Source organism: Candidatus Pseudothioglobus sp. Uisw_050_01 (assembly GCF_048085775.1).
GTDB lineage: Bacteria > Pseudomonadota > Gammaproteobacteria > PS1 > Pseudothioglobaceae > Pseudothioglobus.
Genome location: NZ_CP159804.1, coordinates 1423051 through 1442342, shown reverse-complemented (window position 1 = coordinate 1442342; position 19292 = coordinate 1423051). Strand labels below are relative to the sequence as shown.

Annotated in this window: 21 protein-coding genes; 19 read left to right on the top strand and 2 right to left on the bottom strand. The window is 36.4% G+C overall.

Going from position 1 to position 19292, the window contains the following annotated elements; genetic code table 11:
* Positions 1-58: 58 nt before the first annotated feature.
* Positions 59-724: a ribose-5-phosphate isomerase RpiA gene (rpiA, locus tag ABXT51_RS07270; protein ID WP_416694930.1), complete on the bottom strand. Its 666-nt coding sequence runs from the start codon at positions 722-724 to the stop codon at positions 59-61.
* Positions 725-761: 37 nt separating this feature from the next.
* On the opposite strand from rpiA, the gene rdgB reads away from it, so the two are divergent.
* The 6 genes from rdgB to ABXT51_RS07240 all read left to right on the top strand — a co-directional run bounded on the left by rdgB (position 762) and on the right by ABXT51_RS07240 (position 5463).
* Positions 762-1349: an RdgB/HAM1 family non-canonical purine NTP pyrophosphatase gene (gene rdgB, locus ABXT51_RS07265; protein WP_416694928.1), complete on the top strand. Its 588-nt coding sequence runs from the start codon at positions 762-764 to the stop codon at positions 1347-1349.
* Positions 1342-2475, top strand: coding sequence for a radical SAM family heme chaperone HemW (hemW, locus tag ABXT51_RS07260; protein ID WP_416694926.1), 1134 nt, complete (start codon positions 1342-1344; stop codon positions 2473-2475). Before rdgB ends, hemW begins: the two co-directional genes overlap by 8 nt.
* A 100-nt stretch (positions 2476-2575) precedes the next feature.
* A complete protein-coding gene (argB, locus tag ABXT51_RS07255; RefSeq protein WP_416694924.1) occupies positions 2576-3448 on the top strand; it encodes an acetylglutamate kinase in 873 nt (290 codons plus the stop codon).
* Positions 3441-4301, top strand: coding sequence for a dihydroorotate dehydrogenase electron transfer subunit (locus ABXT51_RS07250; RefSeq protein WP_416694922.1), 861 nt, complete (start codon positions 3441-3443; stop codon positions 4299-4301). The genes argB and ABXT51_RS07250 overlap by 8 nt, the downstream gene beginning before the upstream one ends.
* On the top strand, positions 4301-4939 hold the full coding sequence (locus tag ABXT51_RS07245; RefSeq protein ID WP_416694920.1) for a YggS family pyridoxal phosphate-dependent enzyme: 639 nt from the start codon (positions 4301-4303) through the stop codon (positions 4937-4939). The genes ABXT51_RS07250 and ABXT51_RS07245 overlap by 1 nt, the downstream gene beginning before the upstream one ends.
* A gap of 32 nt (positions 4940-4971) precedes the next feature.
* A complete protein-coding gene (locus ABXT51_RS07240; RefSeq protein WP_416694918.1) occupies positions 4972-5463 on the top strand; it encodes an asparaginase domain-containing protein in 492 nt (163 codons plus the stop codon).
* Positions 5464-5481: 18 nt separating this feature from the next.
* Here the strand turns inward: ABXT51_RS07240 and ABXT51_RS07235 are convergent, their stop codons facing one another.
* A complete protein-coding gene (locus ABXT51_RS07235; protein ID WP_416694915.1) occupies positions 5482-5943 on the bottom strand; it encodes a c-type cytochrome in 462 nt (153 codons plus the stop codon).
* Between the two features lie 81 nt (positions 5944-6024).
* Between ABXT51_RS07235 and ABXT51_RS07230 the strand changes: the two genes are divergently transcribed.
* The 13 genes from ABXT51_RS07230 (at position 6025) to nuoK (ending at position 19290) form a co-directional block, all read left to right on the top strand.
* The gene (locus ABXT51_RS07230; protein WP_416694913.1) at positions 6025-8544 is read left to right on the top strand and encodes an AsmA-like C-terminal region-containing protein; all 2520 of its coding nucleotides are present in this window, start codon (positions 6025-6027) and stop codon (positions 8542-8544) included.
* Positions 8541-9959, top strand: a complete 1419-nt coding sequence (gene tldD, locus ABXT51_RS07225; RefSeq protein WP_416694911.1) for a metalloprotease TldD — start codon at positions 8541-8543, stop codon at positions 9957-9959. Before ABXT51_RS07230 ends, tldD begins: the two co-directional genes overlap by 4 nt.
* A 94-nt stretch (positions 9960-10053) precedes the next feature.
* Positions 10054-10410 (top strand): NADH-quinone oxidoreductase subunit A, encoded by a 357-nt coding sequence (gene ndhC, locus ABXT51_RS07220; RefSeq protein ID WP_271537725.1) that lies wholly within the window; start codon positions 10054-10056, stop codon positions 10408-10410.
* Positions 10411-10422: 12 nt separating this feature from the next.
* A complete protein-coding gene (locus tag ABXT51_RS07215; RefSeq protein WP_271537727.1) occupies positions 10423-10902 on the top strand; it encodes a NuoB/complex I 20 kDa subunit family protein in 480 nt (159 codons plus the stop codon).
* Positions 10903-10905: 3 nt separating this feature from the next.
* On the top strand, positions 10906-11520 hold the full coding sequence (locus ABXT51_RS07210) for an NADH-quinone oxidoreductase subunit C (RefSeq protein ID WP_416694908.1): 615 nt from the start codon (positions 10906-10908) through the stop codon (positions 11518-11520).
* Between the two features lie 2 nt (positions 11521-11522).
* On the top strand, positions 11523-12776 hold the full coding sequence (locus ABXT51_RS07205; protein WP_271537730.1) for an NADH-quinone oxidoreductase subunit D: 1254 nt from the start codon (positions 11523-11525) through the stop codon (positions 12774-12776).
* Positions 12773-13246 (top strand): NADH-quinone oxidoreductase subunit NuoE, encoded by a 474-nt coding sequence (nuoE, locus tag ABXT51_RS07200; protein WP_416694906.1) that lies wholly within the window; start codon positions 12773-12775, stop codon positions 13244-13246. The genes ABXT51_RS07205 and nuoE overlap by 4 nt, the downstream gene beginning before the upstream one ends.
* On the top strand, positions 13243-14544 hold the full coding sequence (gene nuoF, locus ABXT51_RS07195) for an NADH-quinone oxidoreductase subunit NuoF (RefSeq protein WP_416694904.1): 1302 nt from the start codon (positions 13243-13245) through the stop codon (positions 14542-14544). The genes nuoE and nuoF overlap by 4 nt, the downstream gene beginning before the upstream one ends.
* On the top strand, positions 14537-16780 hold the full coding sequence (nuoG, locus tag ABXT51_RS07190) for an NADH-quinone oxidoreductase subunit NuoG (protein WP_416694902.1): 2244 nt from the start codon (positions 14537-14539) through the stop codon (positions 16778-16780). Before nuoF ends, nuoG begins: the two co-directional genes overlap by 8 nt.
* A gap of 12 nt (positions 16781-16792) precedes the next feature.
* Positions 16793-17860 (top strand): NADH-quinone oxidoreductase subunit NuoH, encoded by a 1068-nt coding sequence (gene nuoH, locus ABXT51_RS07185; RefSeq protein ID WP_416694900.1) that lies wholly within the window; start codon positions 16793-16795, stop codon positions 17858-17860.
* 12 nt (positions 17861-17872) lie between these two features.
* Complete coding sequence (gene nuoI / locus ABXT51_RS07180; protein WP_416651468.1) at positions 17873-18364, top strand: NADH-quinone oxidoreductase subunit NuoI; 492 nt, start codon at positions 17873-17875, stop codon at positions 18362-18364.
* 9 nt (positions 18365-18373) lie between these two features.
* Positions 18374-18988 (top strand): NADH-quinone oxidoreductase subunit J, encoded by a 615-nt coding sequence (locus ABXT51_RS07175; RefSeq protein ID WP_416694898.1) that lies wholly within the window; start codon positions 18374-18376, stop codon positions 18986-18988.
* Positions 18985-19290, top strand: a complete 306-nt coding sequence (nuoK, locus tag ABXT51_RS07170; RefSeq protein WP_416651464.1) for an NADH-quinone oxidoreductase subunit NuoK — start codon at positions 18985-18987, stop codon at positions 19288-19290. The genes ABXT51_RS07175 and nuoK overlap by 4 nt, the downstream gene beginning before the upstream one ends.
* Positions 19291-19292 lie beyond the last annotated feature (2 nt).

Genomic DNA, 19292 nt, shown 5'->3' with positions numbered 1-19292 from the left:
AATTTAATTACTTTAATCATAACAGAATTATTCAATTGTTTAAAGGACGGTAAATAAGTCAATCTGAAACTATTGTTTTTACGCCACTCTCAGACCCCAAAAGAAGAATATCGGCACCTCGATTTGCAAATAGTCCATTAGTAACAACCCCAACAATATTATTTAATCTATTTTCAAGAGTTTTAGGGTCATCTATAGTTAGATCATGTATGTCAAGTATTAAGTTACCATTATCTGTTGTTAGCTCTTCTCTTAAGATTGGATTGCCTCCAATAGATTTAATAATTTCACGTTTTACAAAGTTTGCAGCCATAGGAATCACTTCAATTGGCAAAGGAAATTTACCCATCACATCAACAAGTTTAGATTCATCAGCTATACAAATAAATTGGTTAGAAACTGCAGCAACTATCTTTTCACGTGTCAGTGCTCCACCTCCACCCTTTAATAAATTGAGCTGATGATCTGATTCATCAGCACCATCAACATACACTGAAATTTCTTTAATTTCATTCAAATTAACCACGTTTATTCCGTGGCCCCTAAGCCGATTTTCAGTATCAATTGAGCTCGCTACAGTTCCTTGAACTGAATCTTTAATTGTAGCAAGTTGATCAATGAAAAAATTTGCTGTTGAGCCTGTTCCAACGCCTATAATAGTCCCTGGAATAACATACTTAAGTGCTGCTTTTGCAACCTCATTTTTTAATTCGTCTTGGGTCATTTTCTCTTAATTTTTTTGTTCAAAATTATTATACACTATGAAAAAAATAATCCTTGCAACAGGCAATGAAGGCAAAGTTAGAGAACTTAATGACATGCTTAAGGGCCACTATAACGTAATTTCTCAGAATGATATGCAAGTCAAAGAAGTTCCTGAAACTGGTACTACATTTATTGAAAATGCATTAATTAAAGCTAGAAATGCATCTCTCCACTCGAAATTACCAGCCCTAGCAGATGATTCTGGTCTTCAAGTTGAGGCTCTTAATGGTGATCCAGGTATTTATTCTGCGAGGTATGCTGGAGTGGATGCAACGGACAAAGATAATATTGAAAAGCTTATTTTAAATATGAATCAGTATAGTAATCGCAAAGCTCATTTTTGTTGTGCGATGGTCTTTATACATAGTGCTAATGATCCAAGCCCAATCATTATTGAAAAGCAATGGGAAGGAGAGTTGTTGAGAGAACCAATAGGCGTTAATGGTTTTGGCTATGACCCTATTTTTTATTTGCCAGATCATGATTGTAGCTCAGCTCAGCTTCAGCCCCATGTAAAAAATGAGATATCACATCGAGGACAGGCTTTAAGTGAACTCTTAAAGCAACTATTATCTTTTGAATAATTTTCTGGAACTGCCACCACTCGCTCTCTATATCCACTATCCATGGTGCTTAAAGAAATGCCCATATTGTGATTTTAACTCGCATGAGGGGTCAATTCATAATGGCTATATTAAGGCTTTACTTAAAGACTTAGATGATGATTTAAAGTTTATTCAAAACCGCAAAATCCATTCAATTTTTATTGGTGGTGGAACACCAAGTTTGATGAGCATAGAGGATGCTTATGAGTTGTTTTATGGTTTAAATGAAAGGCTATCAATATCAAAAAACATTGAAATCACACTTGAGGCGAACCCAGGAACATTTGAAGTAGAAAAATTTTCTGAATTTCGAAAGGTAGGCATTAATCGCCTTTCAGTTGGAGTGCAATCATTCAAGGACAATCAGCTTAAATTTTTAGGAAGAATTCATAGTGGAGGTAATGCCTTGAGGGCAATTTCTGAAGCTAAAAAAGTAGGCTTTGATAATTTGAATATTGATCTAATGTATGGCCTAAAAGATCAAACTATTGATATGTGTCTTGAAGATGTGATGCAAGCAATTGAATTAAAGCCGAGTCATATTTCTTTTTATCAGCTAACCCTTGAGCCAAATACATTGTTTGCAAAATACCCACCAAAACTTCCAATTGATGAAAAGATATGGGATATGGGTGAGCAAGGTGCTGCCCTATTAAATCAGAATGGGTTCAGACAATATGAAGTATCAGCTTATAGTGAGAGGCCATCAGAACATAATATAAATTATTGGAAATTTGGAGATTACATTGGCATTGGCGCTGGAGCACATGGAAAGATAACAGATGTTGAGTCTCAACAAATATTTAGAACACTTAAGCCTAAATCACCAAAGGACTACTTATCTAAAATGCAAGCTGGAGTAGATATTTCAACTAAAAAAGAAGTGGATAATATAGCTTTTGAATTTATGCTTAATAGTCTTAGATTAAAAGATGGTTTTAGCTCTTCATTATTTGAATCAAGAACGGGGTTATTAATCAAATCTTTGAGTTCAGAGCTAGGAAGAGCAGAAAATCTTGGTTTATTAGAAAATAAGAATAATTGGATAAAGCCCACATCGAAAGGTTTTAATTTTCTTAACGAGCTGCAAGAAATTTTTTTATAAAATGCCTTTTAATTAATTCTATTAAAAAAATTAGGTAAAGCCTGACAATAGGGTTTATGGCTGTTAAAATACTTTCTAGTTTTTATAAACTTATAACAATATGAAATCTCATACAATTGCTGACGTTCTAACTGAGTCTTTACCTTATATCCAAAAGTTTAAAGGCAAGACAATTGTCATTAAATATGGTGGAAATGCTATGGTTGATGAGGACTTAAAATCAAGTTTTGCGCGCGATATAGTCCTTATGAAATCTGTCGGTATGAATCCTATTGTGGTTCATGGCGGCGGCCCTCAAATAGGTAAAACACTTGAAAAACTAGGTAAAAATAGTAAATTTATAGATGGTATGAGAGTAACTGATAGCGAGACTATGGATGTTGTTGAAATGGTTCTTGGCGGCCTAGTTAATAAAGAAATTGTTAATCTTATTCATCAGCATGGTGGAAATTCTATTGGGCTTACTGGCAAAGACGGGCGGCTTATTACAGCAAAGAAACTGAAGACTAAGGTTGAACCTACTTCAGAAATTATTGACTTAGGCCATGTAGGACAAGTTGATCAAATAGACGTTTCAGTAATTAACTTGTTATTACAAGGTGATTTTATTCCTGTCATTGCGCCAATTGGTGTTGGTAAAGATGGCTATTCATACAATATAAATGCAGATCTAGTTGCAGGCGCAATTGCAGAGTCATTAAATGCTGAAAAGCTTATTCTTCTTACTAATACTGTTGGTTTGCTGGATGATGATGGAAAACTTATGACTGGAATGAGCTTGAAGACGGTCAAAAAACTGATTGATGATGGCACAATTCATGGCGGTATGCTTCCCAAGATTGGGTGCGCTTTATCAGCAGTTGAAAATGGCGTGGAAGCGAGTCATATTATTGATGGCAGAGTTTCTCATGCAGTTCTTTTGGAGGTCTTCACTGACTCTGGTGTTGGAACGTTAGTTACAAAAAATGGTTAAAAGTAATCGAGATACAATTAGTGTTAATGATTGTCAGATATTAGCTCACTATAAATATGAAGCAGAGCAATATATTATCACTCTAGCTTCAAAAGAGATTGCAGAAAATACTCAACCTGGTCAATTCGTTCATCTTTCTGTTTCAGGAATGCTTGCTATGAGAAGGCCTATTTCCGTTATGTCAGTTGATAAGGAAAATGGAACCTTTGATCTTCTTTATAAAATTGTTGGAGAGGGAACTAGGCAGTTGGCAGATCGTAAAATTGGAGACGTGTTGTCGGTTATTGGGCCCATTGGTAATGGGTTTAAAATGACTGATAAAAAAATTCCACTTTTGATAGGTGGTGGCGTTGGAATGCCTCCAATTATAGCAATTGCTCAAAATATAAAAGATAATGATTACTTTAATCCATACGTTATCTTAGGCTCTGAAGTGCCATTTCCTTTTGACACTGTCGTAAGTAACCTAGGCGGGTTTTATTCTTCAAAAATTCATACTATGCCTTTACTGGAAGAGTGGGGCATACAGGCTGGACTAACAAGTCTACAAAACTTTGAAGGGGTATATGAGGGTTATGTGACTGGTTTAGCAAAAGAATATTTAGATAGTTTATCCAAAGATGATTTGTTAAATGTTGAAATTTTTTCTTGCGGGCCTCACCCTATGCTTGAAGCTGTCTCTAAATTAGCTAAAGACTTCAACTTGCCTTGCCAGGTCTCACTCGAAGAATATATGGCTTGTGCTGTTGGTGGCTGTGCTGGATGCGTTGTTGAGGTTCAGACTGAGAATGGCCCAGCAATGAAAAGAGTTTGTGTTGATGGCCCAGTTTTTGAAGCGCAGACAGTTTTTTAATGATTGCTGATAATTTAAAGCGGGTAACTTCACGTATAAATTCAATTGAATGTAATCACGAAGTGCAGTTAATTGCAGTTAGTAAAACTCGATCTATTGCTGAAATCAAAGAGGCTGTAAATGCTGGTCAAGTTCATTTTGGAGAAAACTATTTACAAGAATCCCTCGATAAAATTTCTTTTTTTAAAGAAAGTAAACTAATTTGGCATTTTATTGGTCCAATCCAATCAAATAAAACAGCCTCAATAGCAGAAAACTTTGATTGGGTCCATAGCATTGATAGGCTTAAAATTGCAAAAAGACTCAGTGATCAAAGAGACCCTAGCCTTGGAAAGCTCAATATTCTTATTCAGATAAATATTGACGAAGAGCAGACTAAGTCTGGCTTGCTTCTTAAAGATGTAAATGAAATTATTTCAGACGTGAGTGACTTGCCTAATATATCTTTGAGGGGCTTTATGTGTATTCCAAGTCCAAAAAACTCAGCTATGAGTTTTAAAGAGATGGCAAATTTAATATCAAAATACCCTTTTCTTGACTCACTTTCGATGGGCATGTCCTCAGATTTAGAGCTTGCGATAAAAAATGGTGCAACCTTTGTCCGAGTTGGAACTGATATTTTTGGACCAAGAAGTTAATTGTTAATGCATTTTTTTGGGATGATAATGATATGAAAGTAAGACTACTTATTACAGGTGGAACGATTGATAAGGTTTATAACCAGTCAAATGGTGGGCTTGAGTTTGATAAAACACACTTTCCAGAAATGATTTCCAGATCAAGAATTGAGGTGGATTTGACGCCTGAACAAGTTCTTCTAATTGATAGCTTAGATATGGTTGATGCAGATCGAGATTTAATAATAGATAGGTGTGTTAGCTGTGAGGAGAAATTTGTTTTAATTACTCATGGAACAGATACTATGTGTGACACAGCAAAACTTTTAGGTGAGGCCTCAATTGACAAAACAATTATTTTATTTGGTTCGATGGTCCCTTATGCAGTGAATAACTCAGATGCTTTGTTTAATTTTGGGTGTGCTTTAGGGTCTCTTCAGTTGCTCGAATGCGGTGTTTATGTTGCAATGAATGGAAGGGTTTTACCCTGGACTGATGTTGAAAAAAATAGGAGTTTAGGCGTTTTTCAGGCCTTGAACTCCTAATTTTGAATCATAACTCTTTTATTTTAGGCTATCAAGCATATACTGAACTGTTAGTTTGATTTCGTTATCTGAGCAATCCATACAAGTTCCTCTTGCAGGCATGCCACCCTTTCCTGCAATAGCAGATAAAGTAAGTTTTTCAAGACCTAAATCAATTCTTGGAGCCCAGTCTTCTAAAGAGGCATACTTTGGTGAACCCATAACCCCAGAGCTATGACAGCCTTGGCAGTTAGCACTATATATTTCTTCTCCAGAGCGCTCAGCTTTTTCTGAGCTTTCAGATGTTGCAACAACAATACTACTATCAATTCGAACTTGACCTATAGGTTTTATTCTTTCAAGTAAGGCGCTATCAATCATTACATCACTATTAGATGCCTCTTCGCTTGATGAGTTAAGAGCTTTGTAGCCAATAAAAAGCATAGCAAGCACCCAAACGATAATCATTAGTTTTGTAGAACCTTTAGAACCCTGACTCATTGCGCCTTTCCTTAGATTATATTAAATTCCGGAATATTATACATTTGGTTATAATAACTTGCAGTTTAATGCAATAAAAATATGCTTAAAAAAACTCTATTACGAAGCTTCAATGTTTTAAAGATTAGCGCATGGTTAGCTACATTTATTGCTTTTACTTTACTGGTAGTTGTTGCTTTTTTTATATTGTTCCCTCAAACGATTAAAGGATCAATTGAAGATCGCCTCTCTCAAGTGAGTGGGTTGAGCGTTGGTATCGATAAAATTTCTCTTGAATTCCAAGATAATGAGCTTGTATTGGCAGTCAGAAATGTTGAAATTAGCTCAGAAGGTCTGGAGCCAATTGTCACAATTGATGTCTTGAGGTGGGATGCAAATTTAATTGCACTTTATAAAGGGATTGAAATACCTGGACATATAGATGTCAATGAATTGTTAATTGATACCTCTTCGATTGATGAGTATGTTTCTATTATAAATACTGACGCAGTTTTATCTAGTCTTGGGTTATCTGGCCTTTTGGCACTTAAATCACTTTCTATTAATCGAACGAAATTAATTGGAGACCAGTCAGTTGAGCTTGCACCAATTGAAATAACAAGAAACAAACAAAAGGTAAGTTTGTCAATGAGAGATCAGTCTATTTTTAGTAGTCCCCTAGTTCCTAAGCTTGGAAGTGCAGTCAATATAAGTAGTTCTATTGATGTTTCAAAGGCAAGAGAGGATAAAATTGCAGTTATTCCTTTTTCACTAAAAAATGAAGATTTTAGTCTCTCTGCTCAGCTTAAAATTTTTACTCAACAAGACAAAGTTTATCTTGAGTTTGAGAGTTATATTGATCAGATTGAGGTTTCAAAAATTAATCAAAATATACCTGCTATTCTTGCTAATACTGAGGGTGCTCGATGGATAAATGATGTTTTGACTGAAGGTGTTTTGACTGATATTAAGCTGACAACTCGTTTTAATATGTCGGGCGATCTTGAGGCGCCAAATACAAAATTTTCTGCAAATCTTGATGGTGCAAAAATAACTGTTAGCTCTGATTGGCCTTCTATTGAAGAATTAGATGCAAAAGTTACTTTTTCAAATGATTATCTAAAGATAGTTGGAAATAAAGCAAGCATGGAAGGTATTGATTTAAGTTACCTGAGCATCACTACAAGGGATTTTAATCAACCAAATGCTGTACTGTCATTAAATGGAAGATTTAGCTCACAAAGTAAGAAGATTGCTAAATTTATAACTCAGTCCTCAGTACCTTTAAAAATTAAAAGTTATTTTGATGAGTTTGAGCTAAATGGTAAGCTATGGGGCAACGTAAATATAGTGGTACCACTTCAAAAATCTAGTAGTCAAAAAACTAAAGTTGCTTTTGATATGTACGCATCTGAAAATTCATTAACACTTCTTTCTGGAAAATTAAAAGTTGATGAATTTAGTTCACAACTTTCTTTTAGTGATGGGTTGATAAGAACAAAAGGCAAAGGCCTTATTGGCGGTGAACTTTTTCAAATATCTTTAAATCCTAAAGAATGGATAGATGACCAAGATAATAACTTTAGAGTTAAAGTAAGTCATTTGGCTAGCATTACTGATATATATGTTACTAAGAATAAAGCTAATGAATGGATGAGCATAATTGAGTCAGATAATTTGCAAGGCGATATCAGCTTAAAAATTGATGAAAATGGTAATTATTCTGTTCAGTTACAAGATTTGAATATTGAGAGTTTTGAGAATATAGATTCATGGAAGTTAACACCAAATATTTTTCCTAGTTTTCATTTATCCTCTAAGAATGCTAAGTTAAATGGCAAAACTATCCCTAATCTTGAGGCAGATCTGCTTAATAATGCAAATGTGATGGAAATTAAAAATCTAACATTTGAAAATATTGGTGTCAGTAATGAAGATTTAGTTTTTAATGGAAATTGGCTTAATGGAAAAACCTTACTTAGAGCAAAAGCATCAAATAATAACTTATCAAACTTTTTAACTAAATTTGGAATTGATGAGCCAGTTATTGGAGGAAGTTTTAATGTCGATTTGAGGTTATATTGTGACTGTGAGCCATGGCAAGTTTCTACAAATAAAGTTAGTGGCTTTATGAAAGCAGATGTCGAAAAAGGAGTCTTTACTAATCAAGATCCAAATTTTTTCAAGCTCCTTTCATATATTAATCTAGAGTCTATTGCAAATAGATTAAGGCTTACAAGAGGGGAGTTGAGAGAACAGGGCTATGTGTATGATCAAATAAATGCAAAGTTATTATTTAATAATGGAGTTGCTAAGGTGGATTATTTTCTAGTTGAAAGTGAAGAGAGTGATATTGAGCTTACTGGCTCTGTTGACCTAATTAAAAAAGACTATAATCTAGCAGCTAATGTGCAGCCTTCAATCGCTGATACGATTCCACTTGCTACATATTTAGCTGGAGGCGGTCTAGCTGGGTTGGGGGTTTGGGCAGCAGATAAAATGCTTTTTGGTGGTGCAGTTATTGATGGTCTATTAGATAATGTTGTTGAAATAACATTTATGATTTCTGGACCATGGTCTGAACCAATTATTGAAAAACTAGATGGAGTTAAAGTTTTATGATTAATCAATTACTCAGTGATCACAATATTAATGAGAGTGAAGTATATAACTTACTTAGTTCATTATCTAATACTGGAGCAGAATATTCTGATTTATATTTTCAACACTCTGTTGCAGAGTCATGGGTTCTCGATGAGGGGATTGTAAAAGATGGTTCATATAACATTAGTCATGGCGTAGGTGCTCGATGTGTTTCAGGTGATAAAACTGGCTTTTCTTATTCTGATGATCTTAATATTAAAGCGATTAAGGGTGCTGTAGATTTCGCAAAAGGAATATCTAATAGTAAACCTAACATAGAGCCAGAGATCCTAAAGACTATTAATTACCCTTCTAAATATGCTGGTTTAAGCCCACTTGATAGTTTAACTTCAAAGCAAAAAGTTGATCTTCTGAGGGAAATTAATTCGATTGCAAGAAAAGAGCCAAAGGTTGTTCAAGTTAGTGCTTCTCTATCTGGAGCCTATACAGAGGTATTAATTGCCTCAACAGATGGCGTATATCAAGTAGATTGTAGGCCAATGGTCAGAGTAAGCGTAACGGTTATTGTGGAGCATAATGGAAGGATAGAGCAAGCCTCAAGTGGAGGTGGTGGTCGTTATGATTATGGCTACTTTGCAAGTAATTCGCTTGCTGAAACTTATACTAAAGAAGCCCTTCGTTTGGCCTTTGTTGCGCTTGAATCTAAAGATGCGCCAGCTGGCAAAATGCCTGTTATTTTAGGCTCTGGATGGCCAGGTGTCTTATTGCATGAAGCTATTGGACATGGCCTAGAAGGAGACTTTAATCGAAAGGGGAGCTCTGTTTTTAGTGGAAAAATTGGTGAAAAAATTGCGAGTGATAAATGCACTATTGTAGATAATGGAACAATCGCTAATCGTCGTGGAAGTCTTACAATTGATGATGAAGGAACACCAACTCAAGAAACAACATTGATAGAGAATGGAATATTAAAGGGCTACATGATGGATAAGATGAATGGTCGCCTAATGAATCAGCCTAGTACGGGAAATGGGAGGCGAGAATCTTATGCTCATATTCCAATGCCAAGAATGACTAATACTTATATGCTAAATGGAAAGGATCATTTTGAAGACATGGTTTCCTCGGTTGAGGATGGAATTTATGCCAAGAATTTCGATGGTGGTCAGGTTGACATTACTTCTGGAAAATTTGTTTTTTCAGCTAATGAAGCCTATTTAATAAAAAATGGAAAAATAACAACTCCTATAAAAGGAGCGACTCTTATTGGTGCTGGAGATGAGGTTCTCCATCAAATTTCAATGGTTGGCGATGATTTAAAACTTGATCCAGGGGTAGGCGTTTGTGGAAAAGATGGTCAAAGTGTTCCAGTTGGAGTGGGGCAGCCCAGTTTAAAAATCGACATGTTAACTGTTGGCGGAACTCAGCTATAGTTTGCTGTCTTTTTTGCAATTATTTGAAGGCTAATAACTAGCTGTTTTCCAATAATCTTGTTATAATATCTCGTTGTTTAATTTAGGATAAACAATGCTCGAAAATTATTTGCCAATTATCGTATTTATATTCCTTGGAATAGCCTTTGGAGTGGGGCTTACGCTTGTTGGCTATCTTCTTGGTCCAAGCAATCCTGGTGAGGAAAAAAACTCACAGTTTGAGTGTGGATTCCCTGCATTTGATGACTCGCGGATGCACTTTAATATCCGCTACTATCTTGTTGCTATTTTGTTTGTTCTTTTTGATTTAGAAGTTGCATTTTTCATCCCTTGGGCAGTAGTCCAGGCAAAACTTGGATGGTTTGGATTTGTGGCTATGTCTATTTTCTTACTTCTACTGGTAGTTGGTTTTATTTTTGAATGGAAGAAAGGCGCATTAGAGTGGGAATAATGAGGATTAAATATGGCTATTGAAGGTTTAATGAAGGAAGGCTTTGTTACTACATCACTTGATAAGGTTATTAACTGGGCAAGGACTGGATCGCTATGGCCAATGACTTTTGGTCTTGCATGTTGTGCTGTTGAAATGATGGAAGCGGGTTCAGCTCGTTATGATCTTGATCGTTTTGGGATTGTTTTTCGTCCAACTCCACGCCAGTCTGACCTGATGATTGTTGCTGGAACCCTAACCAATAAGATGGCGCCAGCATTGCGTAAAGTTTATGATCAAATGCCGGATCCAAAATATGTTCTTTCAATGGGTTCTTGTGCAAATGGTGGCGGCTATTACCATTACTCTTATGCTGTTGTTAGAGGCTGTGATCGCATTGTGCCGGTTGACGTTTACGTTCCTGGATGCCCACCAACTGCGGAAGCTCTTCTCTATGGAATTCTTCAGCTCCAAGATAAAATTCGAAGAACTAACACGATTGCTCGCACTTAAGTTATGAAAGAATTTAAGAAAAATTTAACTAAAGCTTTTGGCAAAAAAAATCTTAGCGAGTCTTTCGACGAGTTAACACTTGTTATTAATAGCGAGGATATAATTGAGGTTTGCACGCAATTACGCGACGATTTTAATTTTGATATCCTGATTGACCTTTGCGGAATTGACTACTTAACTTATGGCGAGTCAGATTGGAATGGGAATGCCAGCTCTTCAGGTTTCGGAAGAGCGCGCCAAGCACAAAAATCATCAAATAAAAAGGACCAACGTTTTGGGGTTATTTATCATCTCCTTTCAGTCTCAGACAATCAGAGGTTAAGAGTCAAAGCAGTTCTCTCTTCAGAAAACTTAATGATTAAATCTGTAACGAAAATTTGGAATTGTGCAGACTGGTATGAAAGGGAAGCATTTGATTTGTTTGGAATCTTGTTTGAAAACCATAATGATCTGAGAAGAATACTGACAGACTATGGCTTTGTTGGCCACCCTCTAAGAAAAGATTTTCCAATGATTGGTGAAGTTGAGATGAGATATGACGAAGAGTTAGGCAGGGTAGTTTACGAGCCTGTAAGTATTGAGCCAAATATAAATGTCCCTCGAGTCATAAGGAAATAACTATGTCTGAGATGAAAAACTATACGCTAAATTTTGGACCGCAACACCCTGCTGCTCATGGAGTTCTTAGATTGATTCTTGAGCTCGATGGTGAGGTTGTAGAACGTGCGGATCCTCATATTGGACTTCTTCATAGAGGCACCGAGAAACTAGCAGAGTCTAAACCGTATAATCAGTCTATCGGGTATATGGATCGTCTTGATTACGTCTCTATGATGTGCAATGAGCATGCCTATGTGATGGGTATAGAAAAGATGCTGGGCCTTAAAATTCCAGAGCGGGCTGAGTATATAAGGGTCATGTTTGATGAAATTACTCGAATCATGAACCACCTAATGTGGATTGGAACTCACGCACTAGATGTTGGCGCTATGAGTGTTTTCTTGTATGCTTTTCGAGAGCGAGAGGCTCTAATTGATTGTTATGAAGCAGTAAGTGGCTCAAGAATGCACGCAACTTACTACAGGCCAGGTGGAGTCTATAGAGACTTGCCAGACAAGATGCCTCAATATCTAAAGTCTAAGTTAAGAAGTGATAAAAAGCTTGAAGAGATTAATAGAAATCGTCAAGGCTCGTTACTAGACTTTATTGAAGATTTTGCGATTAATTTTCCAAAAAGTATTAAGCAATACTCTGATTTATTGACTGATAACAGGATTTGGAAGCAGAGGCTTGTAAACATTGCTATTGTATCTGCTGAGCGTGCAAAACAACTTGGATTTACTGGAGCAATGCTAAGAGGCTCTGGAGTTGAATGGGATATTAGAAAAAATGAGCCCTATTCAGTTTATGAAAAATTAGAATTCGATGTTCCAGTTGGCGTAACTGGTGATTGCTATGATCGATACCTTGTACGAATGGAAGAGATGCGCCAATCAACTAGAATTATAAATCAATGCGTTTCATGGCTTAAAGCTAACCCTGGACCAGTAATGTCAGATGATCATAAAGTTACTCCTCCAAACCGTGAAGCTATGAAGGATGATATGGAGTCATTGATTCATCACTTTAAATTATTTACTGAAGGGTTTTGTATCCCCGAAGGTGAGAGTTACACTGCAGTTGAGGCGCCCAAAGGTGAGTTTGGAGTTTATCTAGTTTCAGATGGAGCCAATAAGCCATACAGAGTAAAAATTAGAGCACCTGGATTTCCTCATCTTGCATCAATGGACGAGATGTCAAAGGGCCATATGCTTTCAGATGTAGTGACCATTATTGGTTCTCAAGATATTGTTTTTGGGGAGGTTGACAGATGATTTCTGATCAAGCAAAAAAAGAAATTGATTTTTGGGTGACAAAATATCCAGAGGGAAGGCAAAGTTCAGCCGTAATGCAGGCACTAACAATTGTTCAGAATGAAAATAATGGGAGCTTGACGGGTGAATTAATGCAAGAGGTTGCTGATCACCTTCAAATGCCATCCATTAGCGTCCAAGAGGTTGCAACTTTTTATGAGAACTATAACCATAAACCAGTTGGCAAGCATATTATTCGATTCTGTCACAATATTTCTTGCATGCTTAATGGCTCAGATGAGCTAATTTCATATCTTGAAGAAAAGTTAGAGGTAAAAACTGGTGAGGTAAGTAAGGATGGACTGGTAAGTGTTAAGAAAGTTGAGTGTTTGGGTGCCTGTGTTGGCGGTCCAATGTGCCAGATTGGCGATCAATACCATGAACATTTAACGCCGAGTAAATTAGATAATATTTTGGATAATTTAAAATGAATGAAGTCTGCTTTAAAAACTTAGATAAAAAAAACCCAGCAAGTTTTGCAACCTATGAATCAACAGGTGGTTATAAAGTTTGGAGAAAAATTCTTAATGGAGAGTTAACTCCTGAGGATATTCTTGCTGAATTAAAAACATCAGGATTAAGAGGACGAGGCGGAGCGGGTTTTCCAACTGGCTTGAAGTGGAGTTTTATGCCTCGCAATCAAGAAGGACAAAAATATGTAGTTTGTAATTCTGATGAAGGTGAGCCGGGCACTTGTCATGATCGAGATATTCTTAGATACAATCCTCATTCTGTAATTGAGGGGATGGCTATTGCAGGCTTTGTAATGAATGCAACTGTTGGCTATAATTATATTCGTGGTGAGTTTATGGAGCCCTATTACCGCTTTGAAGAAGCCCTAAAAGATGCTTATGATGCAGGGTTACTTGGTAAGAGTATTCAGGGGAGCGTGGTTAGTTTTGATTTATATACTCATTTAGGTGCTGGAGCTTATATATGCGGAGAAGAAACTGCATTATTAGAGTCTCTTGAAGGCAAAAAAGGTCAGCCAAGATTTAAGCCTCCTTTTCCAGCAAATGTTGGGTTATATGGTAAGCCAACAACTATTAATAATACTGAGACATTTGCTAATGTTCCAGAAATTTTAACTCAAGGTGGACAGTGGTTTGCTGATTTAGGAGTTGAAAATTCGGGCGGTACAAAATGTTTTTCAGTTACAGGTAATGTAAAGAATCCTGCTAATTTTGAAGTTCCAATGGGTACGCCTTTTAGTAAGCTGTTAGAGTTAGCTGGTGGCCTTAAAGAAGGAAGAACTCTCAAAGCAGTTATTCCAGGTGGCTCGTCAACTCCACTTTTGTCAGCAGATACTGCAATGAATATGACAATGGACTATGACAGTATTGCAAATGCCGGCTCAATGCTTGGTGCAGGCTCAGTAATCATAATGGATGACACTACATGCATGGTTAAAACTCTAACACGATTAGCTCACTTTTATTATGATGAGTCTTGTGGACAGTGTACTCCTTGTCGAGAAGGTACGGGTTGGCTCTATAGAGTATTGCAACGCATTTTAGATGGTAATGGAAAAAATGAAGATTTAGACTTGCTTGTTTCAGTTGGAGAGAAAATAAGTGGCAACACTATTTGCGCCCTTGGCGACGCAGCGGCAACCCCAGTTGAGAGCTTTATAAGACACTTTAGACATGAGTTTGAATACTATATTAAGCATGGTAGAAGTATTGTAGAAAGTGAGCATCATTTAATTGAGGAAGAGGCAATTGTCTGAAATTGAATTTGAAATTGATGGCAAATTAGTTTTTGCTAATCAAGGCGACTCTATTATTTCTATTGCAGATAGAGAAGGTATTGATGTGCCTCGTTTTTGCTACCATAAAAAGCTATCAGTTGCAGCAAACTGCAGGATGTGTTTAGTTGATGTTGAGGGAGTTCCAAAAGCTCAGCCAGCTTGCTCTACTCCTGTTGCAAATGGTATGAAAATTCATACTAGAAATGATAAAGCTAAGAGTGCACAAAAAGCGGTGATGGAATTCTTACTAATTAATCATCCTCTTGATTGTCCAATATGTGACCAAGGTGGTGAGTGTGAACTTCAAGATGTGGCAATGGAGTATGGGACAGATGTTTCAAAATTTAACTTAGGAAAACGAATAGTTGCAGACAAAGGTATTGGTGCATTAATTCAAACTGACATGACTCGATGTATTCACTGTACTCGTTGCGTTCGTTTTGGCGCAGAAGTTGCAGGTATAGTTGAAATGGGTGGAACTGGAAGAGGTGAAGGTGTAAAAATCGAGCCATTTTTAACTGAAGGTATTCAGTCAGAGCTTTCTGGAAATATGATTGACGTTTGCCCAGTTGGCGCTCTAACTTCAAAGCCATTTAGGTATGAAGCCAGAACCTGGCAAATGAATGCCGTGGAAACGATAGCAAGGCATGACTTGATAGGGTCAAATATTTATACCCAAACCTATAGAGGTAAGGTTAAAAGAGTTGTTGCAAGAGATAATGAATTAGTAAATGAAACTTGGATTTCTGATCGTGATCGCTTTTCATATGAAGGACTAAATCATGAAAGCCGAGCATTACACCCTAAAATTAAAAAGAATAACAAATGGCAGGAAGCCAGTTGGGAGGTTGCTCTTGATTTTGCGATTAGTGGCCTGAAAAAAAATGCACAAAATCCAAATCAATTGGGCGTATTAGCTTCAAAAAACTCAACACTAGAAGAATATTATTTGATGCAAAAATTAGCTCGTAGTTTTGGCTCAGAAAATATTGATTATCGTTTAGATAAAGCAGACCTAAGCAGTGGAAGTTCTATGCTTTCAAATATTTCTTTATCTGAAATGGAATCAATAGATCATGCTTTAATTGTTAATTCATACCTTCGATTAGAGCAACCAATGATCAATCATCGTATTAGAAAGGCAACTTTAAGTGGTGCCTCGGTTAATACGATTAATAATAAAAAGTTTGACTTTAACTATCGGACTAATTTGGAAGTTTTATCTTCTCCACAAAAAACTGTATTAATGCTTCAGTCTGTCCTCAAGTCTCTTCATGACAAAACTAAGACTACTGCTCCAAAGAACTTATCTAAGATCAAAGTTGACAATAGTCAAAATAAAATTGCAGATGACTTAATTACTGCAGAAAGGCCAGTGATTGTTATAGGCGAGCACGTAAATAGTAATATATCTTCTTCAGATATTATGAATATTATTTCTGAAATTGCAATGCTTGCGAATGCAAAAATTGCCAACTTAAGCTATAGTGGAAACTCATTATCTGCTGAAAAAGTTGGATTTAAACCTTCTAGTAAAGGAAAAAATGCAACCTCAATGCTTTCTGAAAATACCAAAGCATTTATACTGATGGACGTTGATTTTAACTATGACTTTATTAATCCAAAATTAGCTGCTGATACTTTTAATAAAGATGATGTCTTTGTTGTTTCACTTAATAGTTTTGAAGATGAGGCGTCTCAAATAAACTCTGATGTAATATTACCGCTAGCTAGCTTTTATGAAAGTTCAGGTACGCATATAAATTTTGATGGCATTGCTCAATCATTTAGCGCCTCAGTTAAAGGTCCAGGAGATTCTAAACCAGGTTGGAAAATTATTAAAGTTCTTGCAGATTTATTTGAGTTCAAAGGTTTTGAATATACTGATTCAACTCAAGTAGCTGATGACGCACTTGCTATTACTTCAATTGGAAATAATGATATTCTTGATAACAATACTAAAGTAATTGATGATTCTAAGATTGCAATTCATTGGCAATATTCGCCTTATGCAGTCGATGGAGTAACTCGCAAAGCTAAATCTCTCCAAGAAACACAAATTGGAAAAATGAATGCTGCATTTATTTCTTTAGTAACGGCCAAAGAGTTGAAGCTTTCAGGCGGTGATTTGTTTCATGGAGTTCCAGTTTCTATTAATGAAACTGTTGCTGAGGGATGTGTTTTTGTTCATACTTATCAATCGAGAAAGGGATAGGAGATATTGACTATGTGGCAATCATTAGTAGACAGTATCCATAATTTAATTCCTTGGTTGGATGGTGGACTTGCAGACGTAATAATTATCTTAATCAAGGGCCTTGCCTTAATCTTTCCATTAATAATTGCGATGGCATACATGACTTATGCTGAGCGCAAAGTTATTGGCTTCATGCAGCTTAGAATTGGTCCAAATAGGGTGGGACCATTAGGGTTATTACAACCATTTGCTGACGTTTTTAAAATGATGTTTAAGGAAATAATTTTTCCTACTAAGTCAAACATTTATCTATTTCTTTTAGCACCTGTGTTGGCCTTTGTTCCTGCAGTAGCAGTTTGGGCAGTTGTGCCATTTGGAGAAGGCTTTTATATTGCTAATCTTGATGTAAGCTTGCTGTATGTTATGGCAATCGGTTCAGTTGGTGTTTACGGAATTGTTCTTGCGGGCTGGGCATCTAACTCTAAGTACCCGCTTCTTGGAGCTTTAAGAAGCACAGCTCTGCTGATTTCCTATGAACTTGTAATTGGATTTGTTCTTGTAACAGTCGTAATGATTGCAAGCTCTGTTAATTTAAATACTGTTGTAGAAAAACAAGCTGGAGGAATACTTAATTGGTATTGGATTCCACTATTCCCAATGATGATAGTTTTTTGGATTGGGGCTTTAGTTGAAACAAATAGGGCACCATTTGATGTTGTAGAGGGTGAGTCGGAAATTGTTGGTGGCACGCATGTTGAGTATTCTGGAATGCCTTTTGCATTGTTCTTTATGGCAGAATATTTCAACATGATTTTTATGGCTATGCTGGCAGTTTTATTATTTTTTGGCGGATGGCATTCACCATTCGAAGGCATACCTCTTCTTGAGGGTTGGTTTGAGTTTGTTCCTGATTTATTCTGGCTACTCTTTAAGATGAGTTTCTTTTTATTTTTATATTTTTGGATTCGTGCTTCCTTTCCAAGGTTTAGGTACGATCAGATTATGCGTTTATGTTGGAAAATTTTCTTACCCTTAACGATTGTGTGGATCTTTGTGGTTGCATTGATGACACAGCTTCATATAGGACCTTGGTTTTAAGGAGAAAAAGATATGATAAAAAAAGTTAAAAAACTAGTAAAAGATTTTGGTTTAGGCGAGCTACGAACTGGCCTTAAAGTGACTGGTAAAGAATTTTTAAATAATAATATTACGGTTCAGTTCCCAGAAGAGCGAACGCCAATTTCACCCAGATTCAGAGGCCTTCATGCTCTTCGTCGCTACCCAAATGGAGAGGAAAGGTGTATCGCTTGTAAGCTTTGTGAGGCGGTATGTCCAGCAAATGCAATAACTATTGATTCTGAAATGAGAGAAGATGGCACTCGCCGAACAACTCAATATGATATTGATCTTTTTAAATGTATTTTTTGCGGCTTTTGTGAAGAGGCATGTCCCGTTGATGCCATTGTAGAGACTCATATTTTTGATTATGCGTTTGAGTCAAGAGAGGGGAGCATTATTGATAAAAAGGGGCTTTTGGCTATAGGTGATGAGAATGAAAAAGAGATTAGCAAAGCCAGACTTGAAGACTCTAAATATAAATAATAGGTAGCTATGGAATTTTCATCAATTTTATTTTATGTCTTCTCCTTTTTCTTTATCGTTAGTTCGATATTGATGATTACATCAAGGAATACTGCAAAGGCTGCTTTATTCTTAATACTAACTTTTTTTAGTGCTGCTAGCTTATGGTTACTTCTTGAAGCAGAGTTTCTAGCAATTACACTTATATTGATTTATGTTGGCGCTGTTATGGTGTTATTTATGTTTGTTATTAAGATGCTTGATACCGATAAATCAACTCTTCGTGCCCAGTTCACGCGCTATCTGCCGTTGGGAATTTTTGTATCTATAATTGTGATCGCGCAAATGGTGCTAGTCCTTAATGCTGGTCAGTTTGATTTAGCAATGACGGGTGTTCCAGAAAAGCATGACGCTTCATATAGCAATATTACTGCCATTGCAGAGCAGCTTTATACGGTTTATGTGTACCCTTTTGAATTAGCAGCAATACTTCTTTTAATCGCAATTATTGCAGCAATTACTCTTGTTCATCGAAATGAATCTAGGAGCAAAAAGCAAGATATTTCAGAGCAAATTAATGTTCAGGCAAAAGATAGAATGAGAATGGCCTCTATTAAGCCAAAGTCAGCCAAGGAGTCAAAATGATAGCACTATCTGATTACCTAATTCTGAGCTCAATAGTTTTTTGTATCGGTCTTGCTGGAATCTTTATTAACAGAACTAATATCATTATGCTTTTGATGTGTGTCGAGTTAATTTTGGCAGCAGTTAATACTAATTTTATTGCTTTTTCATATTATGGCGGCGATCTTGCTGGACAAATATTTGTATTCTTTATTTTGACAGTTGCTGCTGCTGAAGTGGCTATAGGTCTTGCAATCCTCACGCTGATGTTTAGAAGTCGTGGCTCGATTGATATTGATGCAACTAATACGTTGAAAGGGTAGCT

What these genes read in the sequence shown, in the direction of transcription:
- ABXT51_RS07245 (WP_416694920.1), top strand. Translation starts at nt 4,301, where the DNA reads ATGATTGCTGATAATTTAAAGCGGGTAACTTCACGTATAAATTCAATT.
- rpiA (WP_416694930.1), bottom strand. Translation starts at nt 724, where the DNA reads ATGACCCAAGACGAATTAAAAAATGAGGTTGCAAAAGCAGCACTTAAG.
- ABXT51_RS07235 (WP_416694915.1), bottom strand. Translation starts at nt 5,943, where the DNA reads ATGAGTCAGGGTTCTAAAGGTTCTACAAAACTAATGATTATCGTTTGG.
- nuoH (WP_416694900.1), top strand. Translation starts at nt 16,793, where the DNA reads ATGTGGCAATCATTAGTAGACAGTATCCATAATTTAATTCCTTGGTTG.
- ABXT51_RS07215 (WP_271537727.1), top strand. Translation starts at nt 10,423, where the DNA reads ATGGCTATTGAAGGTTTAATGAAGGAAGGCTTTGTTACTACATCACTT.
- ABXT51_RS07230 (WP_416694913.1), top strand. Translation starts at nt 6,025, where the DNA reads ATGCTTAAAAAAACTCTATTACGAAGCTTCAATGTTTTAAAGATTAGC.
- ABXT51_RS07210 (WP_416694908.1), top strand. Translation starts at nt 10,906, where the DNA reads ATGAAAGAATTTAAGAAAAATTTAACTAAAGCTTTTGGCAAAAAAAAT.
- tldD (WP_416694911.1), top strand. Translation starts at nt 8,541, where the DNA reads ATGATTAATCAATTACTCAGTGATCACAATATTAATGAGAGTGAAGTA.
- ABXT51_RS07240 (WP_416694918.1), top strand. Translation starts at nt 4,972, where the DNA reads ATGAAAGTAAGACTACTTATTACAGGTGGAACGATTGATAAGGTTTAT.
- ABXT51_RS07250 (WP_416694922.1), top strand. Translation starts at nt 3,441, where the DNA reads ATGGTTAAAAGTAATCGAGATACAATTAGTGTTAATGATTGTCAGATA.
- nuoE (WP_416694906.1), top strand. Translation starts at nt 12,773, where the DNA reads ATGATTTCTGATCAAGCAAAAAAAGAAATTGATTTTTGGGTGACAAAA.
- rdgB (WP_416694928.1), top strand. Translation starts at nt 762, where the DNA reads ATGAAAAAAATAATCCTTGCAACAGGCAATGAAGGCAAAGTTAGAGAA.
- ABXT51_RS07205 (WP_271537730.1), top strand. Translation starts at nt 11,523, where the DNA reads ATGTCTGAGATGAAAAACTATACGCTAAATTTTGGACCGCAACACCCT.
- nuoF (WP_416694904.1), top strand. Translation starts at nt 13,243, where the DNA reads ATGAATGAAGTCTGCTTTAAAAACTTAGATAAAAAAAACCCAGCAAGT.
- ndhC (WP_271537725.1), top strand. Translation starts at nt 10,054, where the DNA reads ATGCTCGAAAATTATTTGCCAATTATCGTATTTATATTCCTTGGAATA.
- nuoI (WP_416651468.1), top strand. Translation starts at nt 17,873, where the DNA reads ATGATAAAAAAAGTTAAAAAACTAGTAAAAGATTTTGGTTTAGGCGAG.
- ABXT51_RS07175 (WP_416694898.1), top strand. Translation starts at nt 18,374, where the DNA reads ATGGAATTTTCATCAATTTTATTTTATGTCTTCTCCTTTTTCTTTATC.
- argB (WP_416694924.1), top strand. Translation starts at nt 2,576, where the DNA reads ATGAAATCTCATACAATTGCTGACGTTCTAACTGAGTCTTTACCTTAT.
- nuoK (WP_416651464.1), top strand. Translation starts at nt 18,985, where the DNA reads ATGATAGCACTATCTGATTACCTAATTCTGAGCTCAATAGTTTTTTGT.